The sequence below is a fragment of the Lewinella cohaerens DSM 23179 genome, from assembly GCF_000379805.1.
Lineage (GTDB): Bacteria > Bacteroidota > Bacteroidia > Chitinophagales > Saprospiraceae > Lewinella > Lewinella cohaerens.
On sequence record NZ_KB903549.1, the window covers coordinates 89,432 to 106,302 of the forward strand.

The 16,871-nt window shown below is 44.3% G+C and carries 16 protein-coding genes; 6 read left to right on the forward strand and 10 right to left on the reverse strand.

Translation table 11 applies throughout. The annotated features are described in order from the left end of the window. Window positions 1–31 precede the first annotated feature (31 nt). Together A3EU_RS0116455 and A3EU_RS35035 are read left to right on the forward strand one after the other, a co-directional pair. On the forward strand, window positions 32–691 hold the full coding sequence (locus A3EU_RS0116455) for a CBS domain-containing protein (RefSeq protein WP_020537288.1): 660 nt from the start codon (window positions 32–34) through the stop codon (window positions 689–691). Continuing rightward, entirely contained in the window at window positions 684–2,948 is a 2,265-nt protein-coding gene (locus A3EU_RS35035; protein WP_020537289.1) for a DUF5682 family protein, read from the forward strand. Before A3EU_RS0116455 ends, A3EU_RS35035 begins: the two co-directional genes overlap by 8 nt. Before the next feature lie 15 nt (window positions 2,949–2,963). Here A3EU_RS35035 and A3EU_RS0116465 read toward each other — a convergent pair whose 3' ends face one another. After that, the gene (locus A3EU_RS0116465) at window positions 2,964–3,791 is read right to left on the reverse strand and encodes a hypothetical protein (protein ID WP_156825794.1); all 828 of its coding nucleotides are present in this window, start codon (window positions 3,789–3,791) and stop codon (window positions 2,964–2,966) included. A gap of 320 nt (window positions 3,792–4,111) precedes the next feature. Here A3EU_RS0116465 and A3EU_RS0116470 point away from each other — a divergent pair, with 320 nt between their 5' ends. Continuing rightward, window positions 4,112–4,777: an NAD-dependent epimerase/dehydratase family protein gene (locus tag A3EU_RS0116470; RefSeq protein ID WP_020537291.1), complete on the forward strand. Its 666-nt coding sequence runs from the start codon at window positions 4,112–4,114 to the stop codon at window positions 4,775–4,777. Window positions 4,778–4,802: 25 nt separating this feature from the next. Here A3EU_RS0116470 and A3EU_RS34295 read toward each other — a convergent pair whose 3' ends face one another. After that, window positions 4,803–4,979: a hypothetical protein gene (locus tag A3EU_RS34295; RefSeq protein WP_020537292.1), complete on the reverse strand. Its 177-nt coding sequence runs from the start codon at window positions 4,977–4,979 to the stop codon at window positions 4,803–4,805. 258 nt (window positions 4,980–5,237) lie between these two features. On the opposite strand from A3EU_RS34295, the gene uvrA reads away from it, so the two are divergent. Then, window positions 5,238–8,132, forward strand: coding sequence for an excinuclease ABC subunit UvrA (gene uvrA / locus A3EU_RS0116485; RefSeq protein ID WP_020537294.1), 2,895 nt, complete (start codon window positions 5,238–5,240; stop codon window positions 8,130–8,132). Window positions 8,133–8,182: 50 nt separating this feature from the next. Here uvrA and A3EU_RS0116490 read toward each other — a convergent pair whose 3' ends face one another. The 3 genes from A3EU_RS0116490 to A3EU_RS0116500 form a co-directional block, all read right to left on the reverse strand. Then, window positions 8,183–8,980 (reverse strand): hypothetical protein, encoded by a 798-nt coding sequence (locus A3EU_RS0116490; RefSeq protein ID WP_020537295.1) that lies wholly within the window; start codon window positions 8,978–8,980, stop codon window positions 8,183–8,185. A gap of 228 nt (window positions 8,981–9,208) precedes the next feature. Continuing rightward, window positions 9,209–10,612 (reverse strand): S41 family peptidase, encoded by a 1,404-nt coding sequence (locus A3EU_RS30815; RefSeq protein WP_020537296.1) that lies wholly within the window; start codon window positions 10,610–10,612, stop codon window positions 9,209–9,211. 195 nt (window positions 10,613–10,807) lie between these two features. Beyond that, a complete protein-coding gene (locus tag A3EU_RS0116500; RefSeq protein WP_020537297.1) occupies window positions 10,808–11,626 on the reverse strand; it encodes a DUF2306 domain-containing protein in 819 nt (272 codons plus the stop codon). Window positions 11,627–11,909: 283 nt separating this feature from the next. Here A3EU_RS0116500 and A3EU_RS0116505 point away from each other — a divergent pair, with 283 nt between their 5' ends. Continuing rightward, window positions 11,910–12,266, forward strand: a complete 357-nt coding sequence (locus tag A3EU_RS0116505) for a hypothetical protein (RefSeq protein ID WP_020537298.1) — start codon at window positions 11,910–11,912, stop codon at window positions 12,264–12,266. On the opposite strand, the gene A3EU_RS0116510 is transcribed toward A3EU_RS0116505, so the two are convergent. From A3EU_RS0116510 to A3EU_RS0116530, 5 genes are all read right to left on the reverse strand, one after another. Further along, on the reverse strand, window positions 12,263–13,243 hold the full coding sequence (locus A3EU_RS0116510; protein ID WP_020537299.1) for an SDR family NAD(P)-dependent oxidoreductase: 981 nt from the start codon (window positions 13,241–13,243) through the stop codon (window positions 12,263–12,265). The two genes, A3EU_RS0116505 and A3EU_RS0116510, sit on opposite strands and share 4 nt — an antisense overlap. A gap of 100 nt (window positions 13,244–13,343) precedes the next feature. After that, window positions 13,344–13,631: a cupin domain-containing protein gene (locus A3EU_RS0116515; RefSeq protein ID WP_020537300.1), complete on the reverse strand. Its 288-nt coding sequence runs from the start codon at window positions 13,629–13,631 to the stop codon at window positions 13,344–13,346. After that, complete coding sequence (locus A3EU_RS0116520) at window positions 13,628–14,029, reverse strand: hypothetical protein (protein WP_020537301.1); 402 nt, start codon at window positions 14,027–14,029, stop codon at window positions 13,628–13,630. Before A3EU_RS0116520 ends, A3EU_RS0116515 begins: the two co-directional genes overlap by 4 nt. A gap of 3 nt (window positions 14,030–14,032) precedes the next feature. Further along, window positions 14,033–14,620: a TetR/AcrR family transcriptional regulator gene (locus A3EU_RS0116525; protein WP_156825795.1), complete on the reverse strand. Its 588-nt coding sequence runs from the start codon at window positions 14,618–14,620 to the stop codon at window positions 14,033–14,035. A 239-nt stretch (window positions 14,621–14,859) separates the two neighbouring features. After that, window positions 14,860–15,525 carry a hypothetical protein gene (locus A3EU_RS0116530; protein WP_020537303.1) on the reverse strand — a complete coding sequence of 222 codons (666 nt, stop codon included), beginning with the start codon at window positions 15,523–15,525 and terminating at the stop codon, window positions 14,860–14,862. 221 nt (window positions 15,526–15,746) lie between these two features. On the opposite strand from A3EU_RS0116530, the gene A3EU_RS0116535 reads away from it, so the two are divergent. Continuing rightward, on the forward strand, window positions 15,747–16,742 hold the full coding sequence (locus tag A3EU_RS0116535; RefSeq protein WP_020537304.1) for an AAA family ATPase: 996 nt from the start codon (window positions 15,747–15,749) through the stop codon (window positions 16,740–16,742). Window positions 16,743–16,871 lie beyond the last annotated feature (129 nt).

Genomic DNA, 16,871 nt, shown 5'->3' on the forward strand with positions numbered 1-16,871 from the left:
GCAGAAAATAAAGCTTAATCTCCCAACGAACATGACTGCTGAACAACTTATCTCCGACATTATAATTCCTCTCCGCACTTCTGATACAGGGGACGAAGCCTTAGGCATTATGAACGAGTTTTATGTTCGTCATCTGCCCATTGTTAATAAGCATGAGTTACTGGGCCTTTTATCAGAAGACGACATTCTTGACAATGATGCAGAGGCAGCTGTAGGCGGTTACAACCTTAGTTTGCAACACCCTTTTGTGCGTACCAAAGATCACCTTTATGATATTATCCGCCTCGTAGCTGACCATCAACTAACGGCCATTCCTGTTGTTGATGAAAAACGGCATTACGCTGGCCTTATTACCGCCGAAGATTTGCTCCGCCACTTTGCCGAGAGCGGAACCTTCCGCGAACCTGGTGGCATTATTGTACTGGAAATGGTTCGTCAGGATTATTCCCTGGCGCAGTTGGCTCGGATCGTCGAGTCGGAAAATGCGGTTATTCTGAGTGCTCATGTACAAACCTTCCAGGAATCTCCTCGCATTGAAGTGACCCTCAAGGTTAACAAACAAAACATCACCAATATTCTGGCTTCTTTTGAGCGTTTCGATTTCGTCATCAAAGCAACCTTTAACGAGGTAGAATACTTTGACAGTTTGCGCGAGCGCTATGATAGCTTCATCAGCTATTTGAATGTCTAAAAATAAACCTTCCTTACAAGTTTTCGGTATTCGCCATCACGGCCCCGGTTCTGCTCGGCGCCTGTTGCAAGCATTAGAGAGCTGGCAACCTGACTGCCTGCTTGTCGAGTTTCCCGCTGATGCACAGAAGGAATTGGAACAGATGGGACACCTAGCTCTGNCCCCCCCAGTAGCATTGGTGGTCTATGATCAAAAAAACATCCAGCAAGCTTATTATTACCCTTTCGCCCGGTTTTCACCGGAATGGCAGGCACTACGCTGGGCTGCGAGAGCGGGCGTACCCTCCGAAGCGATTGACCTCCCGGTAGGCACACAGCTTGCACTTAAAGATCAAAAACAACTGGAAGTAGGCGAAAAAGTCGCCGATGCATGGCAACGCGACCCTTTGGGGGAGGTTGCCCGCTTGGCTGGTTTTACTGATCGAGAACAATGGTGGGACCTCACTTTCGAACAAGAAACAGATGACTTCGCTTTGTTCAGCGCCATCAATGAACTCATCGCTACCCTGCGCTCGGAAGCCCACCAGAATAGTCGAGAAACACTGTTACGAGAAGCTTTCATGCGCAAGGCGCTCCGCAAAGCAATGCGCGCTGGTTACGAACGTATCGCTATCGTTTGTGGCGCATGGCATAGTCCGGCATTGCTCGATGTAGCAAGGTATAAAGTAGCAGCCGACACCCAGGTACTCCGTGGTTTGCCCAAGGTAAAAGTAAAAGCCGCCTGGATTCCCTGGAGCTATCCCCGCCTTTCGCGGGAAAACGGCTATGGTGCAGGCGTAAAATCACCCGCCTGGTACGAATTGCTTTACGATTACAACCGAGAAGCGACAATTCACTGGATGGTAAAGGCCGCCCAACTGCTGCGCAAAGAAGGCCTGGATACCTCGCCAGCACACGCCCAGGAGGCTGTGCACCTGGCGTACACACTAGCGGGTATGCGCGGGCAACGTATTCCCAATTTGAGTGATTTGCATTCCGCCGCACTCAGTATTCTTTGTCATGGCTCTGAAGAGCGTCTACAATTGATTGAGCAGGTGTTGATGCTGGGCGAAAAAGTGGGCCAAGTACCAGAAAACGCTTCTGTCGTTCCGCTTCAGAAAGACCTCACCCAGCGATTAAAGACCACCCGCCTGACCAAATACTGGGGCATCACCGGCGAAAAGTGGCTCAAAGGAACCAAAGCGAATCCGCGCGGGGGTATTGACCTTCGGGAAGACAACGATTTGCAGAAAAGCCAACTACTGCATTCTTTACAAATTTTGGATATCCACTGGGGGCACCAGCAAGAAGTAAGCGCCAATGACCTTGGTGCTTTTAAAGAGCTCTGGCTACTCCAATGGCAGCCCGAGTTTAGCCTGAGCATCCTGGAAGCAGCTATGTGGGGCAATTCCCTTCCGGAAGCTGCTGACAATAAGCTTCGCCAACAAGACCCCGCGGCCAATATTCTGCAATTGTCACAAGCTATTCTTTTGGGCCTGAAGGCCAATTTGCGGCCAGCCGTAGACGTCGTCACCCAACTACTCCGCGACCGCTCGGCGCTGACCAAAGATGTGCAGGAGCTACTAGCGGGCTTACCCACGCTCATCAAAATTATCCAGTACGGCGATGCGCGTAAAACGGATGTGACCGCGCTGGCTATTTTGGTAGAAGAGATTGCTCCAAGGTTAGCCGCAGCCCTCCCTGCTTCTGCCATGAATATCGACGAAGAAGCCGCACAATTATTACTGAGTGATTTTTTGGCAACTCACCGTGGCTTGTGCCAATTGGCGCTGCCTTTGCTAGATGATCACTGGTGGCCAGCGGTAGAAAAACTGGCCAATATTCCCGGTATTGCACCGCTGTTGAAAGGTCTCGCTACCCGCTTGCTTTTCGATCAGGAAAGGCTCGATTTAGAGGAAACCAGCCAGCGGTTGGACTTTGCTCTTTCTCCTGGCAACGAACCGTTGGAGGTCACCAACTGGCTAGCCGGCTTCCTAAACGGCAGTGGCTTACTGTTGCTGCACCACCCGCCGCTGTGGCAGTTGGTCGACCGCTGGGTGCAAGCCTTACCGCTGGATGAATTGGAACCTCTCCTGCCGCTCTTGCGGAGAACATTCGCCCAGTTTAGTCCAGGCGAGCGGCAGCGTATGTTGGGTTTGGTGCAGAAAAGTTACGAGCCAGAAAAAGACCAAAAAACAGGTACAAAAGCTACAGGGGTAGTGGCTTCGCCGCTGGCAGAAGATTTGCTGATAGCGATTCAGGGGTGGATTTTGGAGTAATTTGCAAACCTTAACCTATTCAATCAATTTTATCCAATCATTACGAATCTTGAAACGCATTCCATGGTAAGAATCGACATCACGTTCCCTGTGCTTCGCTGGAATGAATATGAGTTCATTATTGAAAATATTTAGTATTTCATCTCTTGTGGCATTCGTCTTTGAATCAACCAGTTTCGTTTCTACAATGTGCCCTTCACAATTTATTGCAAACCTTATTGTGAAGGTTCCTTTCTTTCCTTTTAAATGTGCCAAGTTTAGATTCTCTAGAAACTGAGATTGATTTTCAATACTAGCAGGATCATCACAAACATTGAAAACTAGATCACTATTACAGAAATCAGCTACATAGGTAGAAGACTGAACTATTTCTGTGGTTAGATATTCACTGTAATCGATGTACTCCTTGCCCCCCCTTCTACCCGGATAGCATACGACGGGACTGTTTTCACAATAATCTACAAGAATAGAATTAAAGCCCTCACAGTCAACACCAAATTGCATATCCCCTAAATCCTCCATTGAGTAGCAACCAGAATAACTGGTATAAAAAAGACAATCGGGGCTAATATTATCAACAAGATTGATGAGAGCACGACTTCTAAAAGATGGAATCCAATACTTATAATACCGCCCCTTATCATCTAAAAATGATAATACACAATCGCTCTTTATCACCTCTGGCACTGTAACTACCCCTTCAGCGAAGTCACCAAGTTTTATTAATCCTCTTGTCGTGCAATCAAGAATTTCAACATCATACAAGCCTATTAAAAACAATTCTATCCTACTTAAATCAAGCTTATCTTGACTCTTAATGACTTTGACTTCTTTCGCTTCCAAGGACAATGATTGAAGAGAGACCAATAAGCAAATTATCATCATTCGAAATACGTGAACCTTCTTCATTATTAACTCCTTCTCAAAATGCCTATTCATACATTTCTTAATTAGTTTTGTTATAAACTTACATCTTTAAACTTAAAGCCGCTAATTGCGCTAAAAACCTAAGGCGCATGGTAGTCCCCAGGCTACCATTTTATATCTTGCTGGTCCCCTGACCAGCTAACAAGCTTAAGATATAAGCTGTTGGTCGGGAGACCAACGTGATATTTCCAGGTTAGTCTGGGGACTAACCTGACCGGTGTTCGTAAAAAATTCAAATGAAAGTAATAATAACAGGTTCTACAGGAATGGTTGGTCGATCTACACTCAATGAGTGCTTGGTTAATGACAAGGTTAAAGAGATTCTTATCGTTAATCGTAGAGAATTGGGGATTTTACATCCAAAGCTCAAAGAGTTGATCCATTCTGATTTTACTGATTTTAGCAAGCTCGCCAATGAGTTTTCAGGCTTCGATGCTTGTTTTCATTGCATGGGGGTTACATCTGTAGGTAAAAATGAGGATGAGTTTACCAAATTAACTTTTGATATCACAAAATCATTAGCTGACGCGTGTTTTTCAGCCAACCCTGAAATGGTTTTTAATTATGTATCTGGCACGGGTACCGATTCAAGCGAGCAAGGAAAAACGATGTGGGCCAGAGTGAAAGGAAAAACAGAAAACTATGTACTGAACAAAGGATTTAAAGATGCTTACATGTTTAGACTTGGAGCGCTTATCCCTGAAGGAGAAGTAAGCTCGGGAACCGGTTGGTATAAATACATCTATATACTAATGGCACCGTTAAGTCCTTTGCTGAAAAAATTAAAGTCTGTTACAACTAGCAGTAAGTTTGGTAAGGCCATGATAAACTCAGTGCATGCCAACCAGGATTTGAAGCATTTGGAAGGAGTAGATATTAATCAATTGGCCGGAAATGATTAAAAGAAATATATGGTTCAAAGAAACGTCAATCTCCCACTACCCGAGCAATGGTCATCCCTACCAACAAAATGATGATTAGGTAAATAATCCCCAGAGCGGGGTCATGGCGGGCAGAATCCCACAAAGGTTCAACACGTTTCCAGCCAGCGGTAAACGCGCCAAAAATTAAGAGTCCAATTAAAATCCAACGTCCTTTGCGCATCCTTCCTCTGTTTAAAAATTACGCTTATTACTTCTGATCTTCAGTATTAACAAAGCCAGCAGCAAAAGGATGACCGTGGCGGAGAGGATCATGGTTTCCGTATCTCCGAGTTGCATATTTTCAGGTATCATAGTTTACTCGATCATTGATTGTCTGAATAATATCGCTAATTTAGCGGTTTGCTAAACCTCAACCTAGGGTTTGTGGTTTGCAATGTGTAACAAAAAGACAGCAGGGCTCATTTGAAGCGCTAGATACATGGCTAAATCAGCATCACCCCTTACAGAAGAGGTCGGTATTTCCGACGAATTATTCAACGAAGACTTCATTCAGGTCACCGGTGCCAATGAGCACAACCTGAAAAACATCAACGTGGCTATCCCGCGCGACAAACTCGTGGTGGTCACCGGCATCAGTGGTAGTGGTAAATCGTCGCTGGCTTTCGACACTATCTATGCTGAAGGGCAGCGCCGCTACATGGAGACATTTTCAGCTTATGCCCGCCAGTTTATTGGCGAGATGGAGCGCCCCGAAGTCGAACAGATTACCGGCCTGAGTCCCGTCATCAGTATTGAGCAAAAAACCACCGGCCGCAACCCGCGGTCGACAGTGGGGACGGTAACAGAAGTTTACGATTTTCTCCGCCTGCTATACGCCCGGATCGGCGAAGCTTACAGCTACGAGACCGGTAAAAAGATGGTAAGCTATACCGAAGAGCAAATTCTGGAGCAGATTTTTTCTGATTTCGAGAATCGTAAAATATCGGTACTCTCTCCGTTGGTACGGGGCCGTAAAGGGCATTACCGCGAGCTTTTTGAGCAGATGCGCAAGCAAGGGTATACCAAGATGCGGATCGACGGAGAAATCACCGACCTTACGCCAGGTTTGCAGGTCGACCGCTATAAAGTACACGATATTGAGTTGGTGATTGATCGCCTCAAAGTGAGCGATGAACGTAGAGAACGACTAGCCAACAGTCTGCAAATAGCCCTGAAAATGGGCGGTGATCTCGTCATGATTGCCGACCATGAGGACGATACCGTTGTTGCTTTCAGCCGTAGTTTAATGGATGCTGATAGTGGCCTTTCTTACGAAGAACCTTCGCCTAATACCTTCTCTTTTAACTCGCCGTATGGCTACTGCCAGGAATGTAAAGGCTTGGGTGTGGTGAATCAGGTAGACGAAGACAAAGTCATACCGGACCGTAGCAAAAGCATCAATGATGCCGGTATTGCGCCTTTTGGAGATGTGAGAGACAACATGACCTTCAAGCAGTTGAGGGCCATTGCCAAGAAGCATAATTTTACGTTCGCTACCCCTATCGAAGACATTCCAGCGGAAGCCCTAAAGGCAATTTTGACCGGAGGAGACAGCAGCTTCCGTGTGAAGAGCAAGAGTTCGCACGACTTGTCTTACAACCTCGCCAAAGAGGGTATTATCCCCATGCTGAAACGCTGGTACGATAACTCTACTTCGGAGAAGATCCGGCGTTGGGCGGAAGACTTTATGACCATCAGCACCTGCCCTACCTGTAATGGACAGCGACTGCGTAAAGAAGCTCTGCACTTTAAAATCAACGAAAAAAATATTTCTGACCTCGCAGTTTTGGACCTTGTGGCCCTCAACGAATGGATGGAAACGGTAGACCAACACCTGAGTGATCGACAGAAGTTGATCGCTCGTGATATTATCAAAGAAATCCGGTTTCGCTTGGAGTTTTTGCTGCAAGTAGGACTTGATTACCTCAGTCTTGATCGCCCCGGACGTACACTCTCCGGTGGAGAAGCACAGCGGATTCGTCTGGCGACTCAAATCGGTTCGCAATTAACGGGGATCACCTATATTTTGGATGAACCCAGTATTGGCCTCCATCAACGCGACAACCAACGCCTGATTGAAGCGCTGCGGGAATTAACCGACATTGGCAATACGGTGCTCGTCGTCGAACACGACCGCGACATCATGCTGGCCTCTGATTATCTTATCGACTTAGGGCCAGGGGCCGGACGACTTGGTGGAGACCTTGTGGCCCAGGGCATCCCCGCTGATATTGTAACTGCCGGCAAAACGACAACCGCCCAGTATTTAAGTCGAAAAAAAGATATTGAACTGCCGGAGGAACGCCGCAAAGGTTCCGGCAAATTCATGGAGCTGAAAGGCGCTAGTGGCAACAACCTCCAAGACGTAAGTGTAAAAATCCCGCTAGGTACATTTACTTGTGTGACCGGCGTATCAGGTAGTGGAAAATCTACCTTGATCAACGAAACACTGTACCCCATTTTGCGGCAGCATTTTTATCGCAGTCTGAAGCCGCCCTTGCCTCATAAATCCTTCAAAGGCCTGGATCATGTGGATAAGGTGATTGAAATTGATCAATCTCCTATTGGGCGGACACCGCGTTCCAATCCAGCCACTTATACCGGGGTATTCACTGATATTCGTAGCTTATTCTCCAATCTTCCGGAGGCCAAAATCCGTGGCTACAAGCCTGGTCGTTTTTCCTTCAACGTAAAAGGCGGTAGGTGCGAAACCTGTCAGGGGTCAGGGATGCGCCGAATAGAGATGAATTTCCTTCCTGATGTTTACGTAGAATGCGAAACCTGCCTTGGCCGACGCTATAATCGCGAGACGCTGGAAATCATCTACAAAGGAAAATCCATTAATGATGTACTCGAAATGCCGGTACACGAAGCCGTAGAGTTTTTCCAACCTATTCCCAAGATATTCCGCAAACTAAAGACCTTGCAAGAGGTTGGCCTCGGGTATATCACACTAGGCCAACAGGCCACCACGCTTTCTGGCGGAGAAGCACAACGGGTAAAACTTGCCGAAGAATTATCGAAAAGGGACACTGGAAATACAGTCTACATCCTGGACGAACCCACCACCGGCCTGCACTTTGAGGATATTCGCTACCTGCTGAAAGTACTGATGAAGCTGGTAGATAAAGGCAATACGGTGATCGTTATTGAGCATAACCTCGACGTCATCAAGGTCGCCGATCATATTATTGATATGGGACCGGAGGGTGGTCGTCGCGGTGGAACTTTAGTCGCCAGCGGCACCCCGGAAAAGATTGCTAAAAACAAAAAGAGCCACACGGGGCATCATTTAAAAATTGAATTAGCAGATACGATAGCGGGGGAGCGGTAGAGGGTAAGTTAACTCGGACTTGGGTGATGTGCAAAGAACAGCATAATTGCCTAGGGGAGTGTATTCCATTGCTTATATTCCTGTATTTCTTCAAAGAGTTTCCATATATCGCTTTCAACGATTACAAATGGCCATAAATTCGAGTTCCTTTTGGTACTCCATTGTAGCTTATCGTAATCCCAAAATATTTCATAAAATATCCTTCCATTTCTTTCAAATGCAATAGAATCAACCTCAGGAGCAAACCTTTCTTTTTCATTTTTTTGAAATTCATTAATAATATCAAATAAGTGATTTATAAACATGTTGTTATTTGGAACAAAATTCACTAATTCAGAAAGATCGTTTAGTTGAAAATCATCACTATCAAAAAATAGCTCTTTCGATTTCTTCTGATTATTATTTATATCAACAATAGACTCTGAATATGTATTAGCTGATATTTCTCCTTGGATTCTGTATAAAAGATAATCTTCTTTAGATTGTAGGTGTGGGGTATTAAATCTTTCTTTTATTAAATTTTGCCTACCCCTTAGCTGTACCTCATCAATTTTATATCTCGTTTTTTCTGGTTTGTTCATAATATCAAAAGTGTCTATTCCTCCTCCTGAACCAGCATATATATCCGCACAGTCATATCGATTTTTAAATTCTTCGTCTTCAAAAAAAAGTGGAACACTTTTCCCGATATACTCTAGCCTAAAATGCCTATTGTGATAAGAAAAATAAAAACCTGAGTACACTACAACTTCATTCTCTATACGGCGCAAGAATTCAGCAACAGTGTGCTGATTAAAGTTAGCCTCTTTATCAATAATCCAACATTTATAATTTACCCAGTTCCCCATTTTTCCTTTTTCGAGTTAACGTTACTATTGACTTCGTAGTTTAAGGCAAACTTACTTTGTATAAATGGAATAATTTTTAGGCGATGAAAAACCTGATTGAACCCTAAGCCAGAAGGATACGCCACACTCTCTGAACCGAAAGTATAGGATAGAGGAAAAACGCCCCTCTACCCTATACCATAAGTGGCGATAAAATCGCCGCGCATCCCTTTACTTCTGCAAGCAGTTCTACTCTTCCCCTTCGCTCAGCTTCTGCTTTACGTTTGCTAAATTTTTCTCAAACAATTCGAGGTCTCTGTCCTCGTTTTCTTTCGCGACATCGACGGCTTTTTGATAATTTTCAACGGAAGCGGCTAAATCGCCACGCATCATCAATGCCTCTGCATAACTATCGAATACGTTGGCAGAATTGGGGTGGAGAAGTGTGTTGGCTCTAAATATAGATTCTGCTATTTGGGGCTTTTTGTGCTCTAGCAAATATTCGTAGCCCAGTATATTTATATCTCCTTCGCCTAAGAGGCCAACCTTTTGACAAATCGTTAACTGCCCAAGAATTTCTTCTTCTGATTGCCCTGCGGTGTAATGGTCAAGTTTGCTGTTTAAATCAGCAAACAACTGGGTGTACTTTTTCTTCGTTTCAGCTCGATAAGCTTCAGCCGCCGCTTGTGCCAGTTCGTGTGTTTTAGCTAAAGCGTCCTCAGGAGTTGCTACAATTTCGGGGACTACGCCGACGCCTTCCCAATTTGTTTTGGTAATAGGATTAATGGCTCTTCCGACGGGAATAAAAACGTTCAAATTATCATTAATTCTCCTGGTTCCTCCGGGGTTAGCGCCGCCGCCGGTGGTTTGGCCTACCAGCGTTGCTCTTTTTTGTGTCTGCATGTTGTAGGAAAATTCCTCAGCGCCAGAAAATGTTCTATCACTGGTAATAATGAACAAGGGCACCTCAGGCATTTTAGCTCCTCCCACTTCTTCTAGTGTCCAAAACTCTTCTGTTTCATCTCCGTCTCGCCAGTAGAGGCTATTCAAATGCACTTTCTGGTCAAAGAAATAGCTACACAAGTACTGGACCATCCGCGGGCTACCTCCTCCATTTTTGCTAAGGTCAAAGATGACCGCATCGGTTCTGGCCATTAACTGCATCGCAGCATCAGCACTTGCCTGTGCATTTTCTAAGCCCGCAAAACCTCTTAGATCCAGGTAACCTACATTGCCTTCCAGGATTTCAACATTATTAAATCCATAGCTTCCCCTTCGAGACCTTTCTAGGCGATCAAGGCGTTCTTCGATCCTTCTTTCGGGGGTATTGGGTTGGGCTTCATAAGGTGGGTTGACCCTAATGCGCATATGCTTATCGTGGTTGATCTCTTGCACAGAGGTCGTCAAAGCTGCCGCAAATGATTCATCATCGGTGAATTGATCGAAATGGCCTGCTTTCCATTGGGCAAGGAGGTGTTCTTCCGTTTTTTTGGCCACTTCCGGGAACACGTAAAAATCATTCATTAAGCGAGAAAGGTGTTGGATAGCTTGTTCTTTGTACTTTTCCGTAAGCGACAACTCTTGAGCTGTGGAGACGTTCATTTGGAAAAACAACACGACTAATAGTAAAGACAGTCTGGATACAATTTTCATTTTATTCGGATGATTGGTGAAATTTAAAGTTACAAAATAAGTAAAACCAAAGCCCTACTTACTAGAGGAGTAAGTGCTTATAGGAAAACACCCCAGATAAAACTCTCTAGCAAACGTACAAGATGCTTACAGGCGTCTTTATGGTGTAAAACAAGTGGTGATAAGTAATAACAGCAAAGGAATACGATAAGACTATTATCCCCCCAATAACTCCAATACCGAAGGTGCCCAAAGTTTGGCGGTAAAATAATAGGTTGCCAATACAAGAAAGGCCGTTGCCAAAAAGGTTAATATAGTAGCTCCAATTTTTGCAGCATTGGACTGCAAAGCTCCTCGGCGACCAATAAAAATTTCAGCAACTAGCAAATTGGGAAGGTAGAACCAGAAATCCATGAAGTAATCAAATGGACCACGGAATTCTGAAGTGTGGCCTAAACCATCCGTAAAAAGAAACCAAAAACCATAGTCCATCCGGTACAACCAGGAACCAATAGCCAAGGCGAACAAGCGAATAGCCCACGCTCGGTGTTGTTCAAAACGAGCCATCCGAGCGTAGCGAATGGTCTGTACTGCGGCCACAAACATCAGGATGCCATACAGCGCAAACGCGACGTTCATGACAGTCCCCCCAATCGTATCCTTGACCAAAATAAAGACCAACCCACCGATAGCAGTAAGCATGGCCGAAATAACGTAAAGTCGCCCCAGCCAGCGGTGTACCGCCGGATAGCGCACCCTTATACGGTCAATCAACTGGATACAGCCCAGTACTAATAGAATGCCGCCCGCCGCAAAGTGAAGCCCGATGCCCAGCGTAGCCAGGCGAGTAGAAGTATCAAATAGACCAGGGAGCACCTTGTTCCATAATGAAGTTTCCTCCAGCAATAACGCGGCGAAGTAAAATAGCAGAATATACAGTCCAAACAGGGTAGCACTTAGCCACACCGTTCCGACGAGTAACCTGGTAGCAAGTCGAAAAATTTGATCTGGTCGAGAAGTAGAGGTCGTAGGCATTGGTAAAAGAGTAAGGACATGTTTTGTTATCACCGCTAATTTAGCTTTTCAGACAGGTTAAACACATCAAAACGCTAACAAACTAAAATTCCACCTGGCAGAATGAGCGTAATACGATTAATTCCCTAACCAGGATGGTTTGACCTCTTCCTTATCTATAGTGAAATACTATATGACCTTAAGTCATTTTTAGTATATTTATCCAGTGAGCGTTTTGACGTTCATTGGGTGAAATTGAGTTGACCTAATATCAAAATAGACTCAAGCTCTTGAAATAAAAAACATGTCTAAAATTTACGATTCTGACAAGCAAATTGTTTGCATATCCAACGCAGGGAATTCGGGCACTTGGAAAGTAAAAGACAGTAAGGGAGTATATTCTGACAGCTGCACTACCGATAGCAGTTCGATTGGTACAATTGAGGTTTCACATTTAACCGAGCCATTTGAATTATGGCAAACACTCCCCATGCCTGATAACATTCCTGCTTTTTCAGATTTTAATCCACCATACAAGATTATAAAAGATATTATAGCTGGTGATGTCGTTATTATAAGCGGCCCTGCCACTTATACAGGCGGTAATCATATTAATCCACCTACAGAATATGCCATAGTACGGAGAAGAACTAAAGTCTAGACTTCAAATTTCCCCACCGCCTTTTCACATCCTTCCCAATTGATTTTGATATTTGATTCATCAAACAAGAGGTCTTCGGGTGTTAATCGTTCAGGGAAACCATTCCATCCATCCCCGGAAGGGCCAAAGAAATCGCCTGATTTTGCGCCGGGGTCCATTGCGGCTCTGATAATCCCCGTAGCTCCATCTTCTGCTGATTGTGCCATTTGCATAAACTCGGCGTTGGCATCCATACCACCAACTGCTGCACTTGTTGTAGCCAATTCCGTTTTAGCCAAACCAGGATGTGCCAACAGTGGAATAACATTGGAAATATTGGCAGCCTCCAGCTTATTCTTGAGTCCATACGTAAAGGCTGCGTTGGCCAATTTGGTCTGATGGTAACGCCCCCACCTTGGGCCTCGGAAACTGAAGTTTTCTTCTTCCGTGCCATCGCCTCCCAGTTGGCCACCTTTTTTCTCAAAATATTCGCTGGCCAGCGGTGGGCCCAACCGTGCCATAGAAGAATGATTCACGATCCGACCTTCATCGCTTTTGCTGAGCAAGGGGAATAATTCTTTCGTGAGGAGGAAATGAGAAATCGCATTCGTTTGCATCTGCACATCATAGCCATCTGGCGTTGCCTGATCTCGAAGTGCCATGACTCCCGCATTGTTGACCAACACGTCCACTACTTCGTAATTACCTTTAATGGCTGCTACAGCATTTCGTACGCTTTCAAAGCTTTGTAAGTCGCAAGTGATTTGCTCAAACTTACCGCCAGGAACATCCGCTTTCAGTTGATTGAGCGCCTTTTCAGCGCGTTCGCTTTTGCGGTTCAGAAGGACAACGGTAGCTCCTTTTTGGGCTACTTCTTTTGCACAAACATAGCCAGTGCCGCTGGTTGTGCCAGTGATCACGACAATTTTTCCAGTCATGTCTTGTGCATGATTTTCTAATACATTAGCTAAGTGCTTGGTTGGTATTTGACTTGACATATTGTTTGTTCTCTATTTTAGAAATCAAACAGGTGCGGCTATCAGATGGTTTAGCTTGCAGTATATATCTGTGAACATTCACAAACTTCATTGGGCTTTGTTATTTCAACAACACCAATTGAGCCAGCGCTGGAGCAACGAGCCAATGCTTTACATTAGGTACAATGTTTACATAATCACCAGCGTGCAGTTCAATTCTCTTGGCTGTTTCATCTTCGTAAATTACATGGCCAGTAATGCAAAGTAAAAGGGCTGGGGTTTTGGTAATATGTTCTTTAAGCAAACCATTCTCTTTTAGCTGAATGGCCGTTGCTGTTCCCATTTCTCCCTTGAATAAACTCAAGGCAGAAACTTCTTTGGCTTGATTGTGCAGGTCTCTTAATTTCATTGAAAATAGGTATTGTAGGTTTGGAATGACTCCTTTAGTTGGGCTATTGTTTTTTCTGCTTCTTGTTGGTTCTTCGCCTTACTCAGAGCTTCTACCAACTGAATATGTGGGTGTAGCCATTTATGCAATTCATCATGGCTTTCGCCATTCATGGTACAGCTTTTTATCAGGCCATCGTTTTGTTCCTTTAGCCGCTTGGCCAAGGTTGCATAATCATTGCTGTCAGACTCATTTAGCATCTTCTCTGCATCCAGAATGTAGGGCGTCATTTCTGTATTCACTTCCCATTTCTGGCCATTATTGAGCGCTATAACTGCATTCTCGCTGCTATTGCTATTCATGCAGCTCGTGACAAATAGCGTTACTAAAACGGCTATTGATAAGGTGTAAAATCTCATTGCTTATTTTTTTATAATGGTTAATAACGATTGAATTATTTCCTCTCCTTTATGAAGAATATCAAATTGAAAGTTTGCTACTCTCCACTTGTACATCTGCAGCCGCATTGATCCCATTATGATGTGCATGATGTTATCAGCGGATATCGCATCAGTGAATAATTTGTTTTCCTGGCCTTCGAGTATGATTGGCTTCAGGTGCTTCATTTTCACCTGCATTATTTTAGAAATCGACTCATTTACAGACTGGCTTTCTTCCATCAACCCATCAGAAAAAACAGCCACAACGAAATGGGGATTGCTATCAAAGAATGTAAACTGGTTCTGAAAAAGTGTAATAAACTTCTCTTCCGTTTTTCGCTCAATGCTTAATATTTCGGTATAGCGTTCATCCATATTAGATGCTAGAAAATCAAGCATCGCCAGGATGATTTTCTCCTTACTGGAAAAATGCCTGTAAACAGCACTTTCAGAAAATTGCATCTCTTTGGCCAGGTTCTTAATGGTCAACCCACCTACGCCAGCATTGGTCAGAATTTTGCCAGCTGCTCCGATGATTTCGAATTGTCTATCTGTAATTGTATTAGCCACTTTAAAAATTCCGTGTTTGTGAACGTTCACTCACATAAATATATCTGATTTTTTCCTTCACTTCCAAATTTGGATGCAAAAAAATACTTATTCACAGTTGTAGAGAAATGCAGGAGAAGGCTACTCTTTGCAACAGCCATAGAAAATGACTATCATCAAATAAACAAAGGGGCATGTCTTCTTAACGGAAGACAAATAATCTTATACTTACCCACCTAAGAGTTTAAATTACACTAAACCTACTCCCCAATTGCTGCCCTCAATTTACGCACCAGCGAATTCACAGCAGTTTCCAGTCGCTTGCGTTCGGCAATATCCGGGGCTAGTAACTTATTGAAAAGGTAGCCGACATTATTAAAGGTAATCGCACTAGGAAAAGGAGACTGCAAAGGAGCCAAGTCACGATTGGTGAGCAGCATAGCATCCGCACCCGAACCAGTGGCTGCATCAGCATAGCCCATTCTCAACAGCACGAAATCATCAGGTAAGGTGATACTAGGGTCAATCTTCAATGCTGCATCATAAAAATAACCGGAGGGTTGCTCCTTTTGAAGAATCGCCAATGCTGTATCAGGCATAAAGTAGAGTGGGCCAAGGTCATAAAGCGCTCCAAATATTTTGACAAGGAGTGCCGCTTGCTCTTCTGTTTCTTCAATAGTGGTTGCCAGGCGAACACCTAGTCTACTACGATTTTGTGCGGTTAAATCCCCTGTCTCCAAGACCTCTTTCATTGCTGCTATCTTACGAGCATTGGTTGGTATTTCAACAATAAGGCCATCCATTTTCAGTGTAAAAGCCACCTGTTCAGCCAGTGCTTCTTGTGCAGCTTTTTCTGCCTGTCGGTCCTGAGAAAATGCGGTACAAAAAACTGAAACTACCAACGCTAAGGTCAAGAAATGTCTCATTAAGGAGGGGATTTGATTTTTGTGACGGAATAGTTTAGCTCCGTCCAACTATTAAGAACTTAGTTTTCTTAAGCCACTTGCTGCAAAAATAAGGGCTTGCCCAGCACAATCCCCCTTATTGGCTTTAAATGTGGCAAAAATTAGCCATTTTTGTAATCCTTTTTGCTTTTTGTGAACTTTTATATAGTATTATATACCCATAAAATAAATTGAATACTCGTATGCAATCGGTAGACATCGAAGCGCTTAACCAACAGATTTACGCCGACAGTGCGATCATCGAACGAATCCAAGCGGAAACAAGTAAAGTCATTGTAGGGCAAGATCACATGATCAACCGTCTGCTTCTTGGCCTACTTACCCGTGGCCACGTATTACTGGAAGGTCTGCCAGGTTTAGCCAAAACACTGGCGATCAAAACATTGTCACAAGTACTCCAAGGTCAATTTAGCCGTATCCAGTTCACACCGGATTTATTACCTGCCGATATTGTGGGTACCATGATTTACAACCCTAGCAAAAATGATTTTTCTGTAAGAAAAGGACCTGTTTTTGCCAATTTTGTCCTCGCAGATGAGATCAACCGGGCTCCAGCAAAGGTACAGAGTGCATTACTGGAAGCCATGCAAGAGCGCCAGGTTACCATCGGCAACGAGACCTTCAAACTGGAAGAACCGTTCCTCGTTTTGGCGACCCAAAACCCTATCGAGCAAGAGGGTACTTACCCCCTACCAGAAGCTCAGGTGGATCGTTTTATGCTGAAGGTCAAAATTTCTTATCCTAACAAGGAAGACGAACGCGAGATCATGCGTCGCAACTTGTACGATCTCGATTTTGGAAAAGTCAATCCCGTCACCTCTGTCACCGAAATCCTCAAAGCACGCGAATCTGTTCGTAAAGTCTACATGGACGAAAAGATCGAACGCTACATTATTGATATCGTTTTTGCTACTCGTAATCCAGAAGACTACGGCATGGCCTCACTGAAACCACTACTTAGTTTTGGTGGTTCGCCAAGGGCGTCGATCAACCTGGCATTAGCCGCCAAAGCCCATGCCTTTTTACAGCGCCGTGGCTTTGTGATCCCCGAAGATGTAAGAGCGGTTTGTGACGATGTCTTGCGCCATCGTATTGGACTTACTTACGAAGCGGAGGCGGAAAATATCAGCCAGGAGGATATTATTCATAAGATTTTGAATGCCGTAGAGGTTCCTTAGTATTGCGCAGAAAACAAATGACGTTTTTTTAAAATTTTCCAAATAGTTGACACTCTTTAAATGAACCGTTTAGCCAACTATTTTAAAAACAAAACGCCATTTATTTTCGTGCTGTTCCTAGTATTGCGC

What these genes read in the sequence shown, in the direction of transcription:
- A3EU_RS0116455 (WP_020537288.1), top strand. Translation starts at nt 32, where the DNA reads ATGACTGCTGAACAACTTATCTCCGACATTATAATTCCTCTCCGCACT.
- A3EU_RS0116470 (WP_020537291.1), top strand. Translation starts at nt 4,112, where the DNA reads ATGAAAGTAATAATAACAGGTTCTACAGGAATGGTTGGTCGATCTACA.
- A3EU_RS34295 (WP_020537292.1), bottom strand. Translation starts at nt 4,979, where the DNA reads ATGCGCAAAGGACGTTGGATTTTAATTGGACTCTTAATTTTTGGCGCG.
- uvrA (WP_020537294.1), top strand. Translation starts at nt 5,238, where the DNA reads ATGGCTAAATCAGCATCACCCCTTACAGAAGAGGTCGGTATTTCCGAC.
- A3EU_RS0116490 (WP_020537295.1), bottom strand. Translation starts at nt 8,980, where the DNA reads ATGGGGAACTGGGTAAATTATAAATGTTGGATTATTGATAAAGAGGCT.
- A3EU_RS30815 (WP_020537296.1), bottom strand. Translation starts at nt 10,612, where the DNA reads ATGAAAATTGTATCCAGACTGTCTTTACTATTAGTCGTGTTGTTTTTC.
- A3EU_RS0116500 (WP_020537297.1), bottom strand. Translation starts at nt 11,626, where the DNA reads ATGCCTACGACCTCTACTTCTCGACCAGATCAAATTTTTCGACTTGCT.
- A3EU_RS0116505 (WP_020537298.1), top strand. Translation starts at nt 11,910, where the DNA reads ATGTCTAAAATTTACGATTCTGACAAGCAAATTGTTTGCATATCCAAC.
- A3EU_RS0116510 (WP_020537299.1), bottom strand. Translation starts at nt 13,243, where the DNA reads ATGTCAAGTCAAATACCAACCAAGCACTTAGCTAATGTATTAGAAAAT.
- A3EU_RS0116515 (WP_020537300.1), bottom strand. Translation starts at nt 13,631, where the DNA reads ATGAAATTAAGAGACCTGCACAATCAAGCCAAAGAAGTTTCTGCCTTG.
- A3EU_RS0116520 (WP_020537301.1), bottom strand. Translation starts at nt 14,029, where the DNA reads ATGAGATTTTACACCTTATCAATAGCCGTTTTAGTAACGCTATTTGTC.
- A3EU_RS0116530 (WP_020537303.1), bottom strand. Translation starts at nt 15,525, where the DNA reads ATGAGACATTTCTTGACCTTAGCGTTGGTAGTTTCAGTTTTTTGTACC.
- A3EU_RS0116535 (WP_020537304.1), top strand. Translation starts at nt 15,747, where the DNA reads ATGCAATCGGTAGACATCGAAGCGCTTAACCAACAGATTTACGCCGAC.